Origin of the sequence: Hallella seregens ATCC 51272 (genome assembly GCF_000518545.1) — a bacterium.
Taxonomy (GTDB): Bacteria; Bacteroidota; Bacteroidia; order Bacteroidales; family Bacteroidaceae; genus Prevotella; species Prevotella seregens.
In genome coordinates this window covers 38,074-54,771 of record NZ_JADU01000016.1, presented here as the reverse complement: position 1 = coordinate 54,771, position 16,698 = coordinate 38,074, and the positions used below count along the sequence as shown (strand labels likewise).

Annotated in this window: 16 protein-coding genes; 11 read left to right on the top strand and 5 right to left on the bottom strand. The window is 56.3% G+C overall.

Translation table 11 applies throughout. From position 1 onward, the window contains the following. The first annotated feature begins 16 nt into the window (after positions 1-16). The 5 genes from rsxE to L888_RS0106540 all read left to right on the top strand — a co-directional run bounded on the left by rsxE (position 17) and on the right by L888_RS0106540 (position 4,436). Positions 17-604: an electron transport complex subunit RsxE gene (rsxE, locus tag L888_RS0106560; protein ID WP_005843293.1), complete on the top strand. Its 588-nt coding sequence runs from the start codon at positions 17-19 to the stop codon at positions 602-604. A gap of 26 nt (positions 605-630) precedes the next feature. After that, positions 631-1,233, top strand: coding sequence for an electron transport complex subunit RsxA (gene rsxA, locus L888_RS0106555; protein ID WP_005843295.1), 603 nt, complete (start codon positions 631-633; stop codon positions 1,231-1,233). A gap of 81 nt (positions 1,234-1,314) precedes the next feature. Next, complete coding sequence (galE, locus tag L888_RS0106550) at positions 1,315-2,352, top strand: UDP-glucose 4-epimerase GalE (RefSeq protein ID WP_005843298.1); 1,038 nt, start codon at positions 1,315-1,317, stop codon at positions 2,350-2,352. A gap of 620 nt (positions 2,353-2,972) precedes the next feature. After that, complete coding sequence (locus tag L888_RS0106545; RefSeq protein WP_027952313.1) at positions 2,973-3,620, top strand: 30S ribosomal protein S16; 648 nt, start codon at positions 2,973-2,975, stop codon at positions 3,618-3,620. Between the two features lie 135 nt (positions 3,621-3,755). Continuing rightward, a complete protein-coding gene (locus L888_RS0106540; RefSeq protein WP_005843302.1) occupies positions 3,756-4,436 on the top strand; it encodes a DnaJ domain-containing protein in 681 nt (226 codons plus the stop codon). A 5-nt stretch (positions 4,437-4,441) separates the two neighbouring features. On the opposite strand, the gene kdsB is transcribed toward L888_RS0106540, so the two are convergent. Next, entirely contained in the window at positions 4,442-5,191 is a 750-nt protein-coding gene (kdsB, locus tag L888_RS0106535) for a 3-deoxy-manno-octulosonate cytidylyltransferase (RefSeq protein ID WP_027952312.1), read from the bottom strand. A 156-nt stretch (positions 5,192-5,347) separates the two neighbouring features. Between kdsB and L888_RS0106530 the strand changes: the two genes are divergently transcribed. From L888_RS0106530 to L888_RS0106515, 4 genes are all read left to right on the top strand, one after another. After that, a complete protein-coding gene (locus L888_RS0106530) occupies positions 5,348-6,475 on the top strand; it encodes an MORN repeat-containing protein (protein WP_005843305.1) in 1,128 nt (375 codons plus the stop codon). A gap of 52 nt (positions 6,476-6,527) precedes the next feature. Next, a complete protein-coding gene (locus L888_RS0106525) occupies positions 6,528-6,974 on the top strand; it encodes a YhcH/YjgK/YiaL family protein (RefSeq protein ID WP_027952310.1) in 447 nt (148 codons plus the stop codon). Positions 6,975-7,026: 52 nt separating this feature from the next. Next, positions 7,027-9,114, top strand: coding sequence for an alpha amylase C-terminal domain-containing protein (locus L888_RS0106520; RefSeq protein WP_027952309.1), 2,088 nt, complete (start codon positions 7,027-7,029; stop codon positions 9,112-9,114). A 94-nt stretch (positions 9,115-9,208) separates the two neighbouring features. Further along, complete coding sequence (locus L888_RS0106515; RefSeq protein WP_245594836.1) at positions 9,209-10,339, top strand: DUF6057 family protein; 1,131 nt, start codon at positions 9,209-9,211, stop codon at positions 10,337-10,339. Here the strand turns inward: L888_RS0106515 and hisC are convergent. Genes hisC through hisG form a run of 3 tightly spaced genes read right to left on the bottom strand, consistent with a single transcriptional unit; the run spans position 10,315 to position 13,578 of the window. Beyond that, positions 10,315-11,373, bottom strand: coding sequence for a histidinol-phosphate transaminase (gene hisC / locus L888_RS0106510; protein WP_027952307.1), 1,059 nt, complete (start codon positions 11,371-11,373; stop codon positions 10,315-10,317). The two genes, L888_RS0106515 and hisC, sit on opposite strands and share 25 nt — an antisense overlap. Before the next feature lie 46 nt (positions 11,374-11,419). Further along, on the bottom strand, positions 11,420-12,718 hold the full coding sequence (hisD, locus tag L888_RS0106505) for a histidinol dehydrogenase (protein ID WP_027952306.1): 1,299 nt from the start codon (positions 12,716-12,718) through the stop codon (positions 11,420-11,422). Between the two features lie 8 nt (positions 12,719-12,726). Continuing rightward, a complete protein-coding gene (gene hisG / locus L888_RS0106500; protein WP_027952305.1) occupies positions 12,727-13,578 on the bottom strand; it encodes an ATP phosphoribosyltransferase in 852 nt (283 codons plus the stop codon). Between the two features lie 115 nt (positions 13,579-13,693). Here hisG and L888_RS0106495 point away from each other — a divergent pair, with 115 nt between their 5' ends. Beyond that, complete coding sequence (locus L888_RS0106495; protein WP_044248835.1) at positions 13,694-14,872, top strand: MltF family protein; 1,179 nt, start codon at positions 13,694-13,696, stop codon at positions 14,870-14,872. Between the two features lie 39 nt (positions 14,873-14,911). Then, a complete protein-coding gene (locus L888_RS0106490) occupies positions 14,912-15,547 on the top strand; it encodes a DUF3256 family protein (RefSeq protein ID WP_027952303.1) in 636 nt (211 codons plus the stop codon). Positions 15,548-15,722: 175 nt separating this feature from the next. Here L888_RS0106490 and L888_RS0106485 read toward each other — a convergent pair whose 3' ends face one another. Then, positions 15,723-16,655 (bottom strand): helix-turn-helix domain-containing protein, encoded by a 933-nt coding sequence (locus L888_RS0106485; RefSeq protein ID WP_027952302.1) that lies wholly within the window; start codon positions 16,653-16,655, stop codon positions 15,723-15,725. Positions 16,656-16,698: the final 43 nt, after the last annotated feature.

The following is a 16,698-nucleotide window of genomic DNA, read 5'->3' as shown; positions in this document are numbered from 1 at the left end:
AGAAAGGGATAAAATCATGAATCATCTTCAAATCATAACCAACGGCCTGGTCAAGGAGAACCCCACCTTCGTCCTTTTGCTGGGCATGTGCCCCACGCTGGCCACGACGACAAGCACCGTCAACGGTCTGTCCATGGGACTGGCAACCATGCTGGTGCTGGTCTGCACCAACACCGTCATTTCGTGCATCAAAAGCGTCACCCCCGACAAAGTGCGCATTCCTGTCTTCATCGTGGTGATAGCAGCCTTTGTCACCATCCTGCAAATGTTCATGTCGGCTTATGCTCCCGACAGCATTAACAAGGCATTGGGCATCTACATCCCGCTGATCGTGGTCAACTGCATCATCCTCGGACGTGCCGAGAGCTTTGCCTGCAAGCACACACCCTTGGAGAGCTTTTGCGACGGTTTGGGGATTGGCCTTGGCTTCACGTTGGCACTGACGTTGCTGGGAGCCATGCGTGAGATTCTCGGAGCGGGCAGCCTCTTTGGCTTCCAGCTGCTGCCCGAGACCACCAACATACTCCTCTTCGTGCTGCCTCCAGGTGCATTTCTTTCACTGGGCTTTCTGGTAGCTATATTTAATAAGGTGAGAGCCAACTAACGTAGTACCCCTCAATCAATGACCAAATGGAATATCTCTTAATATTCATCAGCGCGATATTTGTCAACAATATCATTCTCAGCCAGTTCCTGGGCATCTGTCCGTTCCTTGGCGTCTCCCGCAAAATCGAGACCGCCATGGGCATGGGGGCTGCCGTGGCCTTTGTGCTGACACTATCCACTGTCGTCACCTGGCTGGTGCAAATCTATATACTCAACCCCTTGGGACTCCAATATTTGCAGACGCTGACTTTTATCCTCATCATCGCGGCCTTGGTACAGATGGTCGAGATCATCCTCAAAAAAGCAAGTCCGGCTCTTTATCAGGCCTTGGGCATCTTCCTGCCCCTCATCACCACCAACTGTGCCGTCTTGGGTGTAGCCATCCTTGTCATCCAGAAAGACTATGACCTGCTTCAGAGTGTGGCCTATGCTTTCTCAACGGCCCTGGGTTTTGCCCTTGCCCTGACGGTCTTTGCCGGCATTCGCGAGCAGTTGGAACTGGTCAGAATCCCCAAGGGCATGCAGGGCATGGCCATTGTTCTGGTCACGGCAGGTCTGCTGTCGCTGGCTTTCATGGGCTTCTCCGGCGTCGACGGCGGCCTGAAAGTATTGTTTGGTCTGGATTAGATTTAAATGCGACGGCACTTTGCCCGTATTGAGTTTTTTTCTTAACTTTGTGGCAGATTCATCAATTATTCCACATATACAATGAAACAAACCATTCTCGTTACCGGCGGAACCGGCTTCATCGGTTCCCATACCACGGTAGAGTTGCAACAGGCAGGTTACAAGGTTGTCATCGTCGACGACCTCTCCAATTCCAACATTCAGGTCTTGGATGGCATTGAACAGATTACCGGCGTCAGGCCGGCTTTCGAGCAGGTAGACCTTCGCGACAAGGCCGCTACGGAGGCTGTGTTCCAGAAGTACCCCGACATTGAAGGCATTATCCACTTTGCAGCCAGCAAGGCCGTGGGCGAGAGCGTGCAGAAGCCCCTGCTTTACTACCGCAACAACATCGTTTCTCTGGTCAACTTGCTGGAGCTTATGCCCAAATATCACGTCAAAGGCATCATCTTTTCATCCAGCTGCACGGTCTACGGCCAGCCCAAGCCCGAGAACCTTCCCGTCACCGAAGACGCCCCTCATCAGAAGGCAACCTCTCCCTATGGCAACACCAAGGAGATCAACGAGCAGATTATCTTTGACTATATCCACAGCGGTGCAGACATCAAGAGCATCGTATTGAGATATTTCAATCCTATCGGGGCCCACCCGACGGCCTTGATTGGCGAGCTGCCCAACGGCGTGCCGGCCAATCTGATTCCGTTCGTCACGCAGACGGCCATGGGCATTCGCAAGGAGCTGACTATCTTTGGGCACGATTACGATACGCCCGACGGCACCTGCATCCGCGACTACATCTATGTCGTCGACCTGGCCAAGGCGCACGTGGCAGCCATGGCCCGCACGCTGGACCAGGACACCGAGCCCATCGAATACTTCAATATTGGTACGGGAAACGGCAATTCCACCTTGGAAATTGTCGAGACTTTCGAGAAAGCCACCGGCGTAAAGCTCAACTGGAAATACGGTCCCCGTCGTGAGGGCGACATCGAAAAGATTTGGGGCGACTGCTCCAAAGCCAACCGAGTGCTTGGTTGGAGGGCAGACACGCCCTTGGAAGACGTGCTGCGCTCCGCATGGGACTGGCAGCTGAAACTGCGCGAACGGGGACTGATGTAAGCGGGGGCGGCCGGGTTTTGTCCTCGCGCATCCCCCGCTCTTTCCAACGAGAAGTGCAAACCCCAGCAGTGTTCGGGACTATGAAAACACTGCTGGGGTTTTTCTCGTGGCCATTCCCGGGAGCCTTTCGGGAGTTTCCGCAAGGCTCCCGGCCATCCTTTTGAAGCTTTCGGGTGTTCCCGCAAGGCTCCCAGCCATCCTTTTGAGGCCTTCGGGTGTTCCCGCAAGGCTCCCAGCGATCCTTTTGAGGCCTTCGGGAGTTCCCGCAAGGCTCCCAGCGTTTCCTTTGAAGCTTTCGGGGCTCCCGCAAGGCTCCCAGCGATCCTTTTGAGGCCTTCGGGAGTTCCCGCAAGGCTCCCAGCGTTCCCTTTGAAGCTTGCGGGGCTCCCGCAAGGCTCGCGGCGATCCTTTTGAGGCCTTCGGGTATTCCCGCAAGGCTCGCGGCGATCCTTTTGAGCCTTGCGGGAGCCCCGCAAGGCTCCCGGGCATTTCTTAAAAAAATGTAATCACCAACGGTTTACGGCTCCCCGGTCATGCGGTCAGAATAAAAAAGCGTACCTTTGCAGCCGCTACCACGAGTTGGTGGCATTAGTTCAAACCAAATAAAGTTATTTAAACAAATGGCAACAAAAATCAGATTACAGCGTGGCGGTCACAAGAATTACGCATTCTACAAAATCGTTATCGCTGACGTAAGAGCTCCACGTGATGGTAAATTTACAGAGAAGATTGGTACTTACAATCCCAATACCAATCCTGCAACCGTAGATTTGAACTTTGAGCGCGCCATGCACTGGGTAGAGTGCGGTGCACAGCCCACCGACACCGTGCGCAATATCCTCAAGTCCGAGGGTGTTTACATGATGAAGCATCTCAAAGGCGGTGTCAAGAAAGGTGCTTTCGACGAGGCAACCTGTCAGAAGAAGTTCGATGCTTGGAAAGCCGAGAAAGACCAGAAGGCCGCCGCTACACGCAATGCTGTAGCCAAGAGCCGTCAGGAGTCTGTGGCCAAGGAACTCGAGGCCGAGAAGAAAATCAACGAGGCCATTGCCAAGAAAGTGGCCGACAAGAAGGCCGCCGAGGCAGCTGCAAAGGCAGAGGCCGAAGCTGTAAAGGCTGCTGAAAATGCAACAGAGACTGAAGCACAGGCCGAGGCTCCTGTTGAAGCACAGACCGAGGTTCCCGTTGAAGCACAGGCCGAGGCTCCTGCCGAAGCACAGACTGAAGCTCCTGCCGAAGCACAGACTGAAGCTCCTGCTGAAGCATAAGGTGCACTTTTACAAGAAGATTCATCAAGCTGGATTCCTCATGGAGTCCAGCTTTTTTATGTTCCGATGCAAGACCTTGGCATGTATTTTGCTAAGAACAGGGTAGACTTATCACCATTATAAGGAGGACAGATTATGGCATTTATAGACTATTACAAGATACTGGGAGTGGATGCAAACATCCCACAGAAAGATGTGCGCGAGGCGTACCGCAAGCGTGCCAAGCAGTTCCATCCCGACCTGCACCCTGACGACCCCAAGGCGAAAGCCAAGTTTCAGGCACTCAACGAGGCATACGATGTCATTGGCGACCCGGAGAAACGAAAGAAATACGACCAGTTTGGGCAGAACTGGCGGGAGGCGGATGCTTTCCGCCAGGCGGGGCAGGGCGGGGGCTCCTATCAGGGAGCAGGCGCCGGTTCGCCCTTTGAGGGCTTCGATTTCTCGAATGCAGGTGGCGGAGACGGCATGTTCTCCAGCTTCTTTCAGGATCTGTTTGGCAACATGGGTGGCCGACGCGCATCCCGGCAGACTGGCAGTCGTATGAACAACGGCGAGATGAACCTCAAGGTCAACATCGATCTCTATACCGCATTGTTGGGTGGTGAGGTGATTCTTCAGCTTCGTAATAACAGTAAAATCAAGCTGAAAATCAAGCCCGAAACGCAAAACGACACCAAGGTTCGTCTGCGCGGCAAGGGCTACGACAGGGGCGACGGCACCTATGGCGACCTCATCATCACCTATCATGTCAAGCTCCCGACCAATCTCACCGCACATCAGAAAGAGCTTCTTCAGGAAATGCGTAAGGGTTAACTCCCTTACGCTTTTTTCTGCTTGCGCCAGAAAGCCTCCGCCCGTTCCAAATCGGCCGGAGTGTCTATGCCTATCGTCTCTACATGGGTCAGCCCCACCTTGATGCGATAACCCTGTTGCAGCCACCTCAGCTGCTCGAGGCTTTCGGCCAGTTCCAGTGGCGACTGGGGCAACCGCGTGATTTCACGCAACACCTCGCGCCGATAGGCGTAGATGCCCAAGTGTTTCAAATAAGGAAAATGTTTCAGCCATTCGTCGTGCACCTTGCCCCGCACGAAAGGAATGACCGACCGCGAGAAGTAAAGAGCAAAGCCCCTCACGTCCGTTACAATCTTCGGCGAATTGGGATTGTCCACAGCTTCCATCGTGTCGAAAGGCTTGCCCAAGGTGGCAATCTGGGTTTCGGCATCCTCAAACAGCTGGCATACCGTCCGGATTTGCGAAGCCTGCACAAACGGCTCGTCGCCCTGAATGTTGATGATGATGTCCGCATCGCTGCCTATCTTCTCTACAGCTTCCTCAATTCTGTCCGTCCCGCTCTGATGGTCTCGGCGCGTCATGACGACCTTGCCGCCGAAAGTCTCCACGGCATCCTTGATTCGCTCGTCATCGGTCGCAACCCACGTCTCCGGAACAACCCGGCTCACCTGTTCATACACATGCTCTATCACTGGCTTGCCACCCAGCAGGGCCAAGGGTTTGCCCGGGAAACGCGACGAAGCGTACCGGGCTGGAACAACAGCTGTTATCTTCATGCTCTTACGATTTTAAAGTGTGAAGCAAAGTTACAAAATAAAGAAGAATGGTGTCTATTTAATAATGTTAAATAGCCTCCCCGTTGTCATAAAAACCTCAACTGCCCTTTCCCGTTCCAATTATTATTGCTATCTTTGACCAAATTAAACGCTTGAATGGTGAGAAATAAGATATTCAATTTGTTACTATTGCTACTTCCTGTTTCCGGCATGGCGCAAAAAATTACGCTTGGCTCATGCACGATAGAAGAAATGGGCATTCACGGTACCTACAAGGGCGAGATGTCGTCGGGCAAGCCTCACGGCAAGGGGAGTGTGCTCTTTGAGAACGGCAACGTCTACGAGGGCGATTTTGTCAAAGGCAAACGTCAGGGCTTTGGCATCTATACCTTTTCAGACGGCGAGAAATACGAGGGCGAGTGGTTGCTGAACCAGCAGCATGGCCGCGGCATCTATTACTTCAACAACAACAACAAGTACGACGGGCTCTGGTTCCGTGACTATCAGCAGGGTCACGGCATTATGTATTATTTTAACGGTGACAAGTACAATGGCGACTGGTATCGTGACATACGCCAGGGTAAGGGCCGTTACACCTATGCCAGCGGAGCCTATTACGAAGGCCAGTGGAAAGCCGACAAGAAAGAGGGCAAAGGCTTCTTCGACTGGGGGGACGGCACCACTTATGAAGGCGAATGGGCCAACAACCAACGCTCGGGCTATGGCATCAACAAGTATGCCGACGGTGATGTCTACAAAGGGCAGTGGCGAGACGATATACAGCAAGGCCGCGGCATCTATCATTTCCAGAACGGCGACCAGTATGAGGGCGACTACGACCAGGGCGAGCGCACCGGAGAGGGCATCTTCAAATATGCCAATGGCGACCGCTACACCGGTCACTTTGTCGAGGGCAGCCGCAACGGGACTGGTACTTTTGTCTGGAACAGCGGCGACAAATACGAGGGTTCCTGGAAGAACGACCTGCAGAACGGGCATGGCAAACTCACCAAAAAGAACGGCGACATCTTCGAGGGCGACTTTGTCAAAGGCAAGATCGAGGGCGAGGTCATCATTCATTATGCCAACGGCACTCGCTTCAAAGGCACTTACCAAAACGGCATGCGCAACGGCAAGGCCATTGAAGAGGGCAAGGACGGCAAGCGCTTCGAGGGCACTTACATCAATGACATTCGAGACGGCCGGTTTGTAGAGAAAGACGGCAACGGCCGCGTCGTCTGCACCGGCCACTACGAAAGCGGCCGCCGATTCAACGACAACTAAGTCACTTTCCCCATTGTCCGCATCCCATTCATCCCATCAAGATATTACCGCTATGATTATCGACACGTTAGACTATTTGGAGAAGTATGCAGCCCTGAACCCGCTTTTCCCCGAAGTTGTCAAGTTTCTGAAACAGCATTCATTGGAACATTTGCCCGAGGGCAAGCATGCCATCTTGGAGCAGGACCTTTTTGTCAATGTACAGACGGCCCAAGGCAAGACCCGCGAAGCGGCCGTTTTGGAATGTCATCGCCGCATGATCGACATCCAGATTCCTCTCAGCGGCAGCGAGACCTACGGCTATACGCCCGTGGCTGCACTTCCTCCTGCCAGCTTCAATGAGGAGAAAGACATTGCCAAATACCCGGGGTCACCCTGTCAAACCTATGTCACTGTCCACCCCGGGCAGTTTGCCATCTTCTTCCCGCAGGACGGACATGCCCCTTGCATCACCGACCAGCCACAGCTTCTCAAGGCCATCTTCAAGGTCAAGGCATAGCCGTATGCCCATCCGTAACAGCCCTATCGACTAACTTTTATCATGATACCCTATGGCAACAAAGAACCCCAAACCATCCACGTCTGCCTCTAAGCCGGCAGCAGCCAAGACCACCAATCGCAGGTCTCCTCGCCACATCGGCATCGTTGCTCATGATTCCTATCTCGAACCTTATGAGTCGGCCATCCGTGGCCGTCACGACCATGCACAGTGGAAAATCAATCAATTGACGCAGAACGGCAAGTTGCCGCTTTCCGAATTTGCCAACGGCTACGAATATTTCGGACTGCACCGTAGCAGTCGCGGCGGCTGGGTTTTTCGCGAGTGGGCGCCCAATGCCACCGACATCTATCTTGTGGGCGACTTCAACGGATGGGCGGAAGACGAAAAATACCGCTGCAAACGCATCACCGACTCCGGCAATTGGGAATTGAAACTACCCGCCAAAGCCATGAAACACGGCGATCTTTACAAGATTCATGTCAAGTGGAATGGGGGAGAAGGCGAGCGCATTCCGGCCTGGGCCCAGCGCGTGGTGCAGGACGAGCAAACCAAGATATTCTCGGCTCAGGTATGGGCCCCACAGGAAGTCTACGTCTGGAAAAAGCCCAAGTTCCGTGCCCAGAAGAATCCTTTGCTCATCTACGAATGCCACATTGGCATGTCGCAGGATGCCGAAAAGGTGGGCACCTACACCGAATTCAAAGACAATATTCTGCCCCGCATAGCCCGGGACGGCTACAATTGCATTCAGGTCATGGCCATTCAGGAGCATCCTTACTACGGCAGTTTCGGCTATCACGTCAGCTCTTTCTTTGCTCCCTCCAGTCGTTTCGGCACGCCCGAAGAGCTCAAGGCCCTTATTGACGCTGCTCATGGGATGGGCATTGCCGTCATCATGGACATTGTCCACTCCCATGCCGTAAAGAACGAGGTCGAGGGGCTGGGCAATCTGGCCGGCGACCCCAATCAGTATTTCTATCCCGGCGACCGCCACGAGCATCCGGCTTGGGACAGTCTTTGCTTTGACTATGGCAAGGACGACGTCATTCATTTCCTGCTCTCCAACTGCAAATACTGGCTTTCAGAATACCACTTCGACGGTTTCCGCTTCGATGGTGTCACCTCCATGCTCTACTATAGTCACGGGCTGGGCGAGGCATTCACCAACTATGGTGACTATTTCAACGGTCACGAAGACGACAATGCCATCTGCTACCTCACACTGGCCAACTGTCTCATCCACGAAATCAACCCTTCGGCCATCACCATCGCCGAGGAAGTGAGCGGCATGCCGGGACTTGCCGCCAAGTTTGCCGACGGCGGTTACGGCTTCGACTATCGGCTGGCCATGAACATTCCCGACTATTGGATCAAGACCATCAAGGAGTTGCGCGACGAAGACTGGAAGCCCAGTAGCATCTTCTGGGAGGTCAAAAACCGACGCTCCGACGAGAAGACCATCTCCTATTGCGAGAGCCACGACCAGGCACTCGTGGGCGACAAGACCATCATCTTCCGTCTCATCGATGCCGACATGTACTGGCATTTCAAGAAAGGCGACGAGAACGATGTGGTACACCGCGGCATAGCCCTGCACAAGATGATACGCCTCGTCACGGCATCGGCCATCAACGGCGGTTACCTCAACTTTATGGGCAACGAGTTCGGCCATCCCGAGTGGATTGATTTTCCGCGCGAGGGCAACGGCTGGAGCTATAAGTATGCCCGCCGCCAGTGGAACCTCGTCGACAATCAAGAGCTTGACTATCACTATTTGGGCGACTTCGACCGCGAAATGCTGTCTGTCATCAAGAGCGAGAAGAACTTCAATACCACCCCCGTTCAGGAGATTTGGCACAACGACGGCGACCAGGTGCTGGCTTTCATGCGCGGCGATCTCGTGTTCGTTTTCAACTTTTCGCCCACCCGTTCGTTTGTCGACTATGGCTTCCTTGTGCCCACAGGCTCCTACAGCGTGGTGCTCAACACCGATGCCAAGGCCTTTGGCGGAAACGGACTGGCCGATGACAGCGTGACGCATCTCACCAACTACGACGAGCTCTACGCGAAGGATCACAAAGAGTGGCTCAAACTCTACATCCCTGCACGCTCGGCCGTGGTTCTCAGACGCAACTAAACTTTTCCGGGGGTGCCCGCGTTCAGGGCTCCCTCTTTCTTGTATAGACCAACCAATCAGACACGCAATGTTGTGGAACAGCAAAAATGGCGCAGTGGTCCAGCGACTCATCTGCGCCATTTTTTTCATTCTTTTTTCAGTTCTCTACCTCCAGAACTATCAGGACAGCATTCTGGCCGTCACCCAGCACGTGCTCTCTCACGGAGCCACCCACTACAACAGCATCGTCGGCACCGTGCTCATCACGCTGGTGCTGCAGCTTGTTCAGGTGGGCGTCTGCGCCGGCACCCGGCTCCATGGGCAGTTCCATGCACTCACCTATTTTCCCTCGCTCTTGTTGCTGGCCATGCTCACCGATGTTTCTCCCCATGTGGACATTGAGGGCTATCTGGGCCGTTGGCTGTGGCTGCTTCCCTTGCTCATCGTGATATTTGTCGTTGCGGTGTGGGTGTGTCATCAGTTCGACTTCCTCGAACAGGTGCCCAACAGCCGTTGCTCGCCTTTGCAAACGCTGTGGCTCAACATGCTCTTGATGCTTGTCATGACCTCTGCGACGAGTGCCGTCGGCTGTTCCGACAAGGTGTTTCACATGCGCATGCGCATGGAGAGCCACCTATTGGCCGGGCGTTTTGCCGCCGCCACGGGCGTAGGCGTCAAGGAGGCAGCTACCGACAGCAGCCTCACCATGCTCCGCATCTGGGCCCTCTCCGAGCAGCATGCCTTGGGCGAGCGTCTGTTCGAGTATCCCCTGACGGGCCGGTCGGACGCCATGCTGCCCAACGGCAGTTCGGTCAAACTCATGATGGTGCCCGAGTCTCGGCTCTATCGCCACCTGGGCGTGGTCTTCCGGCAGAAGCTGCGGCCTGCCGCCTATTTGGCCAAACTGCACGAAAAGCGGTGGGCCACCCCTGCCGCTCACGACTGGCTGCTCTGCGCCTGTCTGCTGGACAGGCGGCTCGACGACTTCGTCAGGCTTCTGCCGCGATACTACAAAGTGAACGGTTCCTTGCCCAAACACTATCGCGAGGCCCTCACGCTCTACACCCATCTGCACGCCCATCCTTACATCGTCTACCACGAGGCCGTGATGGATGCCGACTATGACGACTATACCGAGCTCGAAGCCCGGTATGCCCATTCGCCCGAACGCTATGCCGCCTTACGCGACAGCTACGGCAAAACTTATTGGTTCTATTACGACTATCTTGCCCGTCGCGATTCCTGAGGATACTGCCGCAGCGCGCTCAGTAGCTCGGCATTCTCGCTCTTGGTGCCGACCGTCACGCGCAGACAGTTCTCGCAAAGCGTCACCCGGGTGCGGTTGCGCACAATGATGCCCTTGGCCACCAGATAGTCATAGATGGCTTGGGCATCCGTCATTTTGGCCAGAAAGAAGTTGGCATCCGTGGGATATACCGCCCGGCAGATGGGCAATTCCCTGAAGGCGGCCGTCAGGCGGCCGCGTTCCTGCAGCAGCAACGTCACCCATTTCTCCACATCCTCGCGGCCGTTCAGGGCTTCAAGCGCCTGTTGCTGGGTGAGCAGGTTCACGTTGTAAGGGTACTTCACCTTATTAAACAGTTCCACACACTCCCTGCTGGCAAAGGCCATGCCCAGACGGATGGCGGCGCAGCCCCACGCCTTGCTCATGGTGTTGAATACAATCAGGTTGGGATATTGTGCAATTTTCGTGCGGAACAGCTCGGCCGACGAGAAGTCGCTGTAAGCCTCGTCCACCACCACCATGCCCTCAAACTCGCGCATCACCGTCTCGATGGCCTTCTGCTGCATGCTGTTTCCCGTCGGATTGTTGGGCGAGCAAATCCAGATTACCTTTGTGTTTTCGTCGCAGGCATCCAGCAATGCCCGGGCATCCATCTGATAGTGTTCGTCCAAAGGCACGGGCCTGTACTCCACATCGTTGATGTCGGCACACACGGCATACATGCCGTAGGTGGGTTCAATGGCCACCACGTTGTCGATTCCGGGGCGGCAAAACACGCGGTACACCAAGTCGATGGGCTCGTCCGACCCGTTGCCCAGGAAGATATTCTCGGCCGGCACTTTCTTGATTTTGGACAGTTGAGCCTTCAGTTCCCGCTGCAACGGGTCGGGATAGCGGTTGAAAGGCCGGTTGTAGGGATTCTCGTTGGCATCGAGAAACACATGCGCCTCGTGGCCGGAATATTCGTTGCGTGCCGAACTGTAGGGGGCCAGCCGCCAGATGTTGGGTCTGACCAGTGATTCCAAACTTTTCATCTTTTCGTTCTCCTTTGCTTTTTGATGGTGTGGCGGGTCTTTGGGGTCAGGCTTCCGGCTGTTGCTCCACGCGTTGCAATCGCAGCCGCATGGCGTTGGCATGTGCCTCGAGCTGCTCGTTCTCGGCCATGCACACCACGGCCCGCCCGATGCTTCTCACGCCCTGTTCCGACAGATACTGGAACGTTACCTTGCGGTTGTAGCTGTCCAGGTTCACCCCATTGTAGGCCAGCGCATGCCCGTGCGTGGGCAGCGTATGGTTGGTGCCGCTGGCATAGTCGCCCGCGCTTTCGCAGGCCCACTTGCCCATGAACACGCTTCCCGCATTCACCACCTTGGCCGCCAGCTCCTCATAGTTGTCTGTAGCCAGGATGAGATGCTCCGGGGCATAGGCGTTGCTCAGGGCCATGGCCTCGTCTTCGTCGTGTACCAACACCAGTTTGGAGTTGGCGAGCGCCCGCTCGGCCATTTCCTTGCGGGGCAGCCGGCCCAGCTGTCGATCCAATTCGGCCTTCACCCGTTCGATCGTTTCCTCCGCCGTGGTGATGAGCAACACCTGCGAGTCGATGCCGTGTTCGGCTTGCGAGAGCAGGTCGGCCGCCACGAATGCAGCGTTGCAGTGGGCATCGGCCACAATGCACACCTCGCTCGGGCCGGCCGGCATGTCGATAGCCACGTCGTGCAAGCTCACCTGCTGCTTGGCTGCCATCACGTATTGGTTGCCCGGTCCGAATATTTTGTACACCTTTGGCACGCTCTCCGTGCCGTAGGCCATGGCTCCTATGGCTTGCACGCCGCCCGCCTTGAAGATGCGGCTCACCCCGGCCACCCTGGCTGCGGCCAGTATGGCTGGGTTCACCTTGCCCTGTCGGTCGGGTGGGGTGCAGAGCACGATCTCGCGGCATCCCGCAATCCTCGCCGGCGTGGCCAGCATCAGCACCGTGGAAAACAGGGGGGCCGTGCCGCCGGGAACATAGAGCCCTACTTTCTCTATGGCGATGCTCTTCTGCCAGCAGTCCACGCCCGCCACCGTTTCTATCTTCTTTCCGGCAAAAGCCTGGGCCTCATGAAACCGTGCTATGTTGCGATGGGCCAGTTCGAGGGCGGCTTTCAGCTCGTCGTCCACGAGTGTCATGGCCTCGTCTATCTCGGCCTCGGTCACGGCCAGCGCGTCGAGCGACACGTGGTCGAACATCTCCTCGTATCGCTTCACGGCCGCGTCTCCGTGCTGTCTGACGTCGTCCAGCACGCTGCACACCGTGGCCTCCAGCTGCGACACGTCCAGGCGGGGCCGCTCCACAATGGCTGCCCATTCGCTCTTTTGCGGGAATCTTATCGTGTTCATGTTTCTCGTCAAAGTATCATCTTCTCAATGGGCGACACCAGAATGCCCTGCGCCCCCAGGTCTTTCAGCTTGCCTATGATTTCCCAGAAGCGTTTCTCGTCGAGCACGGTGTGGATGGCACACCAGTCGGGGTCGGAAAGGGGGATGATGGTGGGGCTCTTCATGCCCGGCAGCACCTCGGTGATTTCCCGGATTTTGTCCTTGGGCGCATTCATCATCACATATTTCTTGTCCTGCGCCGAGCGCACGGCCTCGAAGCGGAACAGCATTTCGTTCAGGATGCTGTGTTTCTCCTCGTCCATCTTCCAGTTGCCAATGAGCAGGGCTTCGCTCTGCATCACCACCTCCACTTCTTTCAGATTGTTGTGCACCAGCGTGGAGCCCGAGCTCACAATGTCGAAGATAGCATCGGCCAACCCGATGCCGGGGCTGATCTCCACCGAGCCCGTAATCACGTGAATGTCGGCCCGAATGTCGTTCTTGTTCATGAACCGCTGCAGAATGCCGGGGTAGGAGGTGGCTATTTTGCGGCCGTCGAACCACGACAGCCCCGAGTAGTTCACGCCCTTGGGGATGGCCAGCGACATGCGGCACTTCGAGAACCCCAGCCGCGATATGATGTGCGCGTCCTCCTGGTGCTCCTCAAACTCGTTTTCTCCCACCACGCCAATGTCGGCCACTCCGCTGGCCACGCTCTGCGGAATGTCGTCGTCGCGCAGGAAAAGCACCTCCAGCGGAAAGTTGGAACTCTGTACCAGCAGGGTGCGCTTGCTGGGATTCACCTTGATGTCTGCCTCGGCGAGCAGGTTCATTGTGTCGTCATAGAGACGGCCTTTGGACTGAACGGCTATTCTTAACATAGGGCCTTGAACTTGGATTGCTTTTTAATAATTATCTTAAAAATACGTGCAAATGTACGCTTTTTCGTGTTATTGTGCAATAAAAATAGTACTTTTGTGCCCAAATGATTTGTGTATGCGAGTTTTATTCCCTGTATTTTCCCTGCTGTTCCTCTGCGTGGTGATGGTCTCCTGCACGGAGCAATCACACCGGGAGACCACTCCCTGGGGCACCACAGTGGGCGAAGACTCGCTTCCCCAAACGGCTGCTTTCGGCCTGAACGACATTGTGAACAACGGCGAACTCATCGTGCTCACCCTCTCGGGTGCCGACACTTACTACGATTACCACGGGCGCAGTCTGGGCGTGGAGTACATGCTCTGCGAGCGGTTTGCCCAGTCGCTGGGGGTGTCGTTGCGGGTAGAGGTGTGCCGTGACACCACCGAACTGGTGCGTCGTCTCAGGCGCGGCGAGGGCGACATCGTGGCCGTGCAGCTGCCCCGCACACTCCGGGGCGTGGCCTTTGCCGGAGCCCGCGTCGATTCGGCCCGCACGGCCTGGGCCGTCCAGACGGGCAACCGCGAACTGGCCGACACGCTCAACCGCTGGTTCCGGCCCGTCATGATGGCCGCCATGCAGCGCGAAGAGCGCTTTCTGCTCTCCACCAAGAGTATCCGCCGACACGTCTACTCGCCCATGCTCAACCGTGCCGGGGGTGTCATTTCGCGCTACGACCATCTGTTTCAGCAGTATGCCGCGCTGGCCCGTTGGGACTGGAGGCTGCTGGCTGCCCAGTGCTATCAGGAGTCCACTTTCGACCCGCAGGCCCGCTCCTGGGCGGGGGCATGCGGCCTTATGCAGATTATGCCCGCCACGGCCAGCCACCTGGGGCTCGACCAGGGCAGCCTCTTCGACCCCGAACACAACATTGCTGCCGCCGCCAAATACATACGCGAGCTGGGCGGTCTCTTTGCCGACGTGCCCGCTACAGACCGCATCTACTTTGTGCTGGCCAGCTACAACGGCGGCCATTTCCACATCCGCGACGCCATGGCCCTGGCCCGGAAAAACGGGCGCAACCCCCATAGCTGGGCCGAAGTGGAGGAGTTTGTGCTCAAGCTCGGCACGCCGGCCGGCTACAACGACCCCGTGGTGCGCCACGGTTACATGCGCGGAGCGGAGACGGCCGACTATGTGTCGAAGATTCGGGCCCGCTGGGGACAGTACCGCGGCTCGGCCCGTGCAGGGGGCGGCAGCCACGATTTCATGACCCAACCCGAGCGCGCCCGCCGCCGATACAAGTGGCATCTGTAGCCGCGCCCACACACTTCATCCCGACCATTCCTCAGAAACATGAAAAAGAAGATACTCCTTTTGTTGTCGCTCGCAGCCGCACTTCAGCTCCAGGCCAAGTCCATGGTGGAGCTGTGGAACGCCATGCCTGACTCCGTGATTCCTTACATCGACCGCAACCACAGGCTGGAGATGACCGAGTTTATCGGCATGGGACTCAGCGGCGACGTGGACAACGGCCTGCAGGGCAAGAGCAAGATGGACACCATCACGGCCGACTACATCCGCCTCACGCTCAACGAGTCGATGGTGATGCAGCTCAAGCGGCTGCCCTCTGTCACGGGCGACTCCCTGCTCTGTGTGGTCAAGACGTGGCTGGCTCCCGAACCCGAGAGCGAGCTGACGCTCTACACGCAGGACTGGCAGCCCCTGGAGCAGCCACAGCTCGTGGGCGACCGCCCTTGGGCCGATTGGCGCACCGCACTTTGGACACGGCCCGACACCATGGCCGTGGCCGATTTTGACGCGCTGCGCACCGCCACAGACCTGGTGCTTGTGGCCGCCACACTCGCACCGCAGACGGCCACAATCACCCTGCAGGGCACGGCCCCGGTGGCCCTTGCAGCCGACAAACCGCGTCTGAAGGCCGCCCTGCCGCCCCGCACCTTTACATGGGACGGGCGGGCATTCCGATGAAGCGGTCCTGCATTGACGGCAGAAACGCTTTTCTTTTACGGCGAAATCGCGTTGCGTTTACGGTGAAATCGAGCCGTGTTTACGGCGTTGTCGCAAAGCGACAACGCCGTAAACATTTGGCATTCACAAGGAAAAGGGAGGGCGAATCCTGTGGATTCGCCGGTTGTTGCCGGTATCAGATGGCGCCGCCCGTGCGGTAGGCGGTGGCCGTGCTACCCGTCATGCGCTTGAAAAACTTGCAGAAAGAGCTCACCGAGGGGAAAAAGAATTCGCCCGCCAGCACTTTCAGCGACTTGTGTGTCTGCTTCAGTTCCACCTGTATGGCTATGAGAAGCGCCCTGTCTATCCATGCCTTGGCCGTCTCGCCAGTCTCCTGACGCACGAGCATTCCCAGATAGTGAGGGGTGATGCACAGCTGCTGCGCATAGAATTCAAGCTCGTGCTGCTGCCGTGCATGGGCCACAACGAGCTTCATGAAGCTGTTGTTCAGTTGTCGGCGACGGGGAGAGAAGCCCTCGGGCGGCACCACCTTTTTCTGATAAAGTGTCTCGATGAAATGTAGTGCAGAGGCAAACAGCGTTCGTACGGCGTTGCGGACGTCGATGCCCTGGTCCATCAACGTGACCAGATGGAACAGCGTTTCCAGGTAGTTGCAGAAGATGTGCAGCTCTGCCGGCTTGAGATGGACCTTGAAACACTGGGCTGGCAGCAGGAATGCCCGGGGAAGCTCGTCCCCAAAGATGTGCTTCATGTATGTCTCGTTCATGGCAATGCCGTCGAACTGGGCTTCCACAGAGAAATGGTCTTCAGTAATAATTGTGCCCCAGTTCATGAACAGCAGGTCGCCCTCTCCGCAGGGATAACGCCGGTTGTTGACGACCGGCGCGCAGGAGCCGCGACGAACGATGCCCACGCGCACACAGTCTACACGCGTGGATACATGGGGGGCCAGCATCGACTTGAAAAGCGCATTGCCACCTAGTAACACGGAATAGTTGTCATTCGCGAAATACTTGTCTGCAAATCCGTGTTCCCCATTGGCAATAGAATCTCTTATTTCTTGATAGGTCGTTACTGTGGTTTTTAGGTCTAAGTTCTCCTTGTCCATGTCGGTTTATCTTTGTGCTAATTTACAAATTTTCCATTCACCC